Below are 6,257 nucleotides of genomic sequence, written 5' to 3' on the forward strand. Positions count from 1 at the left end.
GCACCGACTGGATTTGTCGTTTTAGATAATCCTGTAGTGCCTGAATTTATAGTAGTTCACGATGGATTACCTGAGGATGCATCTGCTGAAAATTTTTGGGTTCCATTTAAGACCTATATAAAAAATGTAGCCTCTTCTGAAATATACTCAACATGGCCAGAACAAACTATTTTCGCAAATGTTATCGCTATTATTTCATTTACATTGAATAGAGTTTTTACTGAGTGGTATAGAAATAAAGGGTTTAATTTTACGATTACATCTACAACTAACTACGACCATAAATATATACACAATCGAAATATTTTTGATGAAATATCTGTTGTTGTAGACTCAGTATTCAATACATTTATAAGAAGACCTCCTACCTCTAGACAGCCGCTTTTGGCGCAATATTGCGACGGCGTCAGAGTACAATGTCCTGATCAGATGGCTCAATGGGGAAGTAAGGACCTAGGTGATCAGGGATATAATTATGAGGATATTTTAAAATATTTTTATGGTGATAATATAGTATTTGCAAATGCTCAAATTGTATCCGGAGTTCCAGTTTCCTATCCTGGTACTTCCTTACAGGTTGGCTCAGAGGGATCTTATGTAAGAACTATTCAAAATCAATTAAATGCTATATCTAATTCGTACCCTGCAGTCCCTAAGGTTGTCGAAGATGGTATCTTCGGCGAGCAAACAGCTGAAGCAGTTAGAACCTTCCAAAAAATATTTGGATTGCCTCAAACTGGAGTTGTCGACTTTAAGACTTGGTATGAAATATCTAGAGTCTACGTAGCTGTTACTAAGATTGCTTCTCTAAATCCTTTGATTTAACAGTAAAATAGATGTACCTTAACTAAAATTAGCTAAGATACATCTATTTTTTTATCTATATGATAATTTATTAGTTATCGGAGTGCTAAAAATTATATCCAGATATTTTTGATTTAAAATATTTTCCACAACATCTCTACGTATCTCAAACTCAGGTATTCCAGCCACATATGGAGCTATATCGTATAAATCAAAAAATACTACTATTTTATCATCCGCTAAATAAAATTTTTGAGTTTCTTTTATTCCTTTAAAGCTATATAATTGATTGCTGTCTTCAGGTAAGTTATTTTTTACATTGAGCTCCCTTATTTGTTTTTTTATTTCTTTGTCTATTACCTCTCGATATTTTGAATTTTCCTTAAAAATATCCTTCAATATAAATACTCTTCCTGAAGTCAAATCTACATTATACGGAACATACTCATAACTGCCATGTGCTCCTCCACTGTATTCATAGTATTTAATAAGTATGCTAAATACCTTGTCTGTATTTTTTTTGACTTCAAAATCAGAGCTTATAGCAAAGTGACTTTCTTGATCTGGAAAATCATTCAAATAACTCTGTGCCTCTTTAAATGAACTGTTGTAAAATTCCATTATATCCGACTCTATTTTTTTATTTATAGCGCTTTGCATTTGTTTATTCGCTATTATCAATACTGGAATTTTTAAATTTGCTTTGATAAATTTATTGTCCTTGTTTATTATCTTTGTATCTACTGATGCATCCTTGATATTTAGTTCAAAAACTTCTCTAACCTGTGCAAAATTAAGTACAGATATCGTTAAAATTCCTGTTATTAAAATTATGATTGCAGTTAATTTTTTCATAAAAAAACCCCTCCTCTAGTTATAGAGTTAGGAGTTTTTTTGATTTTATTCTTTAAAAATATTGTCGGTACTTATTTCCTTTTGATCTATTTTTTTACTGTAAAATAAATCTGCTATACCTAATATAATTGATAGATATATATTTATACCAAATACTGCACCCATTGAGCCGTATAGATATAGTTTTACGAAGAAGTCGCCTGCAAATGATTTAAATAGCATATGGATTTCTCTTGGATCCATTATTTCCACTTGTTCTGTAGTTATTTCTTTTAGCTTAAGTGCCTTCATAGCATCTACTGTGAATCCTATACCTGTAGTTAATAATGCATCTATAACATTTTTAACTATATATTCCTTAGTAGCTATATCTATAAACTTGAATTCACTTTCTATACAGTTAGAAACAATTTTATCTACTATATATTGATTGTTTTCGTTGAAATCTAAATCTTTAAACAATCTGTCTAAGGCTTCCTCTAATCCTGAATTTAAAAATTCTTGTTCTAATAAATCATTTAGCTTCATATTTGAAACTCTACTGTCGTAAATAGCTTCAATTGATTGTAATAGTAATTCTCTACTCTTAGTACTTTGGTCTAACTTATCTAATATTGATTTAACAGCTACCGATATTACATCGTCTACATCTAATATAGTGTCTAGTTTTTGGTCTAATACTTTTGCAGTTATATTGTCACTTATATAAGTGTTCATGAAGTTATTTATATCTTCTACATTGTCGTTGTAATTGCCACTTATACTATTTAAAACTAACGCTACTTCTTGTTCAAATAAATTATATACGCCTTCTAATGTTTCTATATTTGTACCTTCAACTATATCAGATACTTTTACATTCTTAAATTCATCGACTGCTGATAATGCTATTTGATTTACATTATCGAATATAGCTTTGTTTTCTTTTATATCGCCGACTAATGCTTCTACAACTACATTCGTATTTATTTGTTGGCTGTATAATCCTAATTCTCCCATTGTAGTTGGATATATCACAGAATTAGTGCAGACAGATATTGTCTTTATTGTGGAATAAGTAGTTTCACTTAAAAATCCTTCTAATTTTGTATCTATAATATTTTCAACTACAAGACCAACTAATCTATCTCCATTGATGAAGTCATACGCCATTTTTATGAAGAAATTAAGCTGACCTTTGATTAAGCCTACCACTAAGCTGATTACTTGTTCTTTATTTTCTTGAACATAATCGCATGCCTTAGATAATAGCGCTGATGTAATAGAATATAGATTTTTATCTAAAGTTACTTTTATCTTGCCACCGAAAATTTCACCGACGCTCTTATCTTCTGATAATTGATTTTGTAAGAATTTATCTAGCGAATTTTCTAATACATTTGGCAGATTTTTAATTATATAGCTGTTTAAATTATTTTCAATTGATGACTTAACCTTAGATATATTTTCATATCCTACAAGCTGATCAATTGTCTTCGCTGTAGCAGCTTTATAAATATCCTCTTTATTTAAAATTAAAGCTCTCACTACTTCTTCTTTTAACATTTTATCTACTGTAGTTTTTACACTGTCATCTACTGATTTGTTTATATCGTTGTTTATAGATTCTACTAAAGCTTGAGGTAGTAAATCGTTTAATTTTTGTTGTTTATCTATTTTAGCTTGTGCAAATTTTATAATCGCATCATCAAATCTGTCTAAATTAGATAAAAAGCTTTGTGAAGCACTTAAAGCTCTTTCCTTTGTCAATACTCCACCTATTTCTATATTTTCTGATGTCTTAGATAAAGATTTTGCAATTGCAGCTTTATTTTTGTTACATTTATCTATGATAAATTGATATAAAAACTCGCTTATATTGTTTTTCTTTTCACCTGCTATATCCACTAATACCTTAAAATTATTGTTAGATACCCAGTTAAATATAGTTTCTGAGAAACTATCCTTTTTAGAATTAAATAAGCTTTCTACTCTCTTGCCTTTTAGAAGCTCGTTATCTATAAAGTAAGCCATACCGCTCGCGAATCCATCCTTGTGGGCTGGGATATATCCTTGAGCAAAAATTCTAAACACAGGTATCTTAGCAACAAATTCATTCTTTTTATATGGATGGAATATCATCCACAATGCTATTACATTTGTCAATATACCTACTAATCCCATAAGCACACATGCCATGATTGTATTTAGATATCCATTGTAGAATCCAAAGCTGTTAATTGTACCGTTTATAACAAAGGCAAATATCAATCCTGCTACAGCTCCTAGTAATGCACCGAAATAAGATAATGGCTTAAGCTGTTTACCCATAAAGCTTTGTGCTATGTCGCATATTTCGTCTTCGTTTAATTTTATTAGGTTGTTGTAGATAATTTTTTTCACATTGTTGTCTATAACTTGTTCTACATTATTTACTAATCCTTTGTGTAGCTTTTCACCTAAAGATAAACCTAATCCTTCTTTATCTTTTATCAAGTCTAAGACATCGTCTATTTCTTTATCCTTTAATTCATCGAATATGAATTGTTTTAAATCTGTAAATTTATTACAAATCAATAGTATTAATTTTTCTTTATTATTTAATATAATATTTTCAAAATCCACACTATCTAGTGAGTTTATAACTAATTTTTCAATATATGACTTACATATATTTTTGTTATTAACTAAGTATTTAGAGATTACCTTTGGCAATTTCTTAGATAGTAGAGTTATCTTATCCACAGAAATCATATTTTCTATTTTATTAGATAGTATTCGTTTAACTTTAGTATCCACAGCTCCATGTAAATAAAGATTTATCTTAGTTTTGTTTGATTTTATAAATCTATATATCCATGGTATAGCCTTTGATTTAAATAATGGCTCTAAATCTATTTTTACAAGCTCTGAAATTTGTTTTTCCTTGAAGCTTGAAATTAATTTTTCTATTAAGACATCTCCATTCGCTTCAAATAAATCTATCAATTTGTCACAAATTACTTCCTCTTTTATATTTAGTTTATCTTCTAAAAGACTAACTATATCCCCAATAGTTGTATCTTCTAAGAACTTCATTATAGCTATATATATCTTGTTGCTAGCTTCTGGAGTTAGTTCATACTTCATTACCATATCTGAAGCTCTATCGACAACCTTTAGTGTTTGAGATATTGAAGATAGCATGCCGGCGAATTTCTCGATCATTCCTTTTATAGATTCATCTTCAATTTGATCTACTGTTTCTCCGACTGCACTGTTTATTACAGTATCTATTTTATCCTTATTTTCATATAGCCAATTAGATATGTGAGGAGCTAGATCTGGGATAATATCCTTGATATAGCTGACTATTGAATTTGCTAATTCTTCTGGAAGTATCTCGAATAAAGTCACATCCATGTCTCTGGCTACTGCTAATAATTCTGATATAATTTGATTTAATCTATCTCTATTAGCATCATCTTTTGCTAAATTTTTTATATGTTCGAATAATAGACCATTTATATTTTTTAGCCCTTCTTCACCTAATATATCTAGTAAAGTCTTTTGGCCTAATTCTGTTTGTAGCTTAGATATTACTGATGTTAAATCTAGTAATTCATAAACCTTTTCTAATAACTGTAAGCATTGTTGCTCATCGTCAATTATACTGTTTATAGAATCGTTTAAAACATTCGAAATCCCCTCAGTTAAATTAACTGTAGCTTCATCACTTAGAATTTCGCCAAAAGTGATATCCTTATTTTCATCATATAAGCATGCTAAAAATTCTTCTAGCTTATTATCTGTTTCTAAAACATCTACAATCAATTCAACTATATTAGTACTGATGCTATCTAATTGATCCTTTTGTAGTATATTTTTTATTTCTATTTTATTAGATAAATTATCTATTAATTTAGGTAATTCTTCTTGTAAATTTTGTTCGATAAAAGTAACACATTGCTCAGCGCTATTGCTTATAGCTGGAATATGCTTAATTTTCACACCCTTAAAAGCATCATTCAAGGAATTAGTCATAAAATCCACACATGCAGCATCTATAACACGTGCGAAGTCCTCGCTTTCTATAGAACCTCTTAAAGTCTGTGAGTTTATTATGTCCTTTTCAACTAATTCACTTACCTCTTCTATAAATTTCACCTTGTTCTTTTTAACCGCACCACCGATTTTTAAAGGAGTGTACTCTTTGAAAATCATATTTACAGCATATTTATTAGTTATATATCCTGCTACAGCCCCTGAAAAACCTTGTGTAAATATAAAAAGAAGGTCTTGTATATTTACCATTTCTATCACCCATTCACTATAATTTATATATTTTTCCTTAAACAATTAGTATATACTAATTTTTGCTATTTCTCAATAATCGCACAATAAAACGCTTCGATTTTAAACCATGCAAATCAATTTTACCTTCTTATTATGTACTTTATTTTAAATAATTAAAAGCCCTTCCAATAATTAAAATTGAAAAAGCTTTTTAAGTTAAATAAGTCTATTCATAATTCGTTCAGCTATAAAGGCTACTACTGTAAATATAACCGCCATATACAATGGCACTGTTAAAATACTTTTACTTAGTACATAGGAAATTCCTGTAAATATTAATAATA

The 6,257-nt window shown here is 29.3% G+C and carries 2 protein-coding genes and 1 pseudogene; 1 reads left to right on the plus strand and 2 read right to left on the minus strand.

Translation table 11 applies throughout. The features are described 5' to 3' along the window. Positions 1–825, plus strand: a pseudogene (gene sleC / locus MR593_RS01055) (spore cortex-lytic germination protein SleC); the annotation flags it as partial. A gap of 51 nt (positions 826–876) precedes the next feature. On the opposite strand, the gene MR593_RS01060 reads toward sleC, so the two are convergent. Together MR593_RS01060 and MR593_RS01065 are read right to left on the minus strand one after the other, a co-directional pair. After that, positions 877–1,659: a DUF3298 and DUF4163 domain-containing protein gene (locus MR593_RS01060; RefSeq protein ID WP_290686016.1), complete on the minus strand. Its 783-nt coding sequence runs from the start codon at positions 1,657–1,659 to the stop codon at positions 877–879. Between the two features lie 45 nt (positions 1,660–1,704). Further along, positions 1,705–5,931, minus strand: coding sequence for a DUF445 family protein (locus MR593_RS01065; RefSeq protein ID WP_290686018.1), 4,227 nt, complete (start codon positions 5,929–5,931; stop codon positions 1,705–1,707). Between the last annotated feature and the right edge of the window lie 326 nt (positions 5,932–6,257).

This window comes from Intestinibacter sp., from assembly GCF_022780145.1.
GTDB lineage: Bacteria > Bacillota > Clostridia > Peptostreptococcales > Peptostreptococcaceae > Intestinibacter.

What these genes read in the sequence shown, in the direction of transcription:
- MR593_RS01060 (WP_290686016.1), bottom strand. Translation starts at nt 1,659, where the DNA reads ATGAAAAAATTAACTGCAATCATAATTTTAATAACAGGAATTTTAACG.
- MR593_RS01065 (WP_290686018.1), bottom strand. Translation starts at nt 5,931, where the DNA reads ATGGTAAATATACAAGACCTTCTTTTTATATTTACACAAGGTTTTTCA.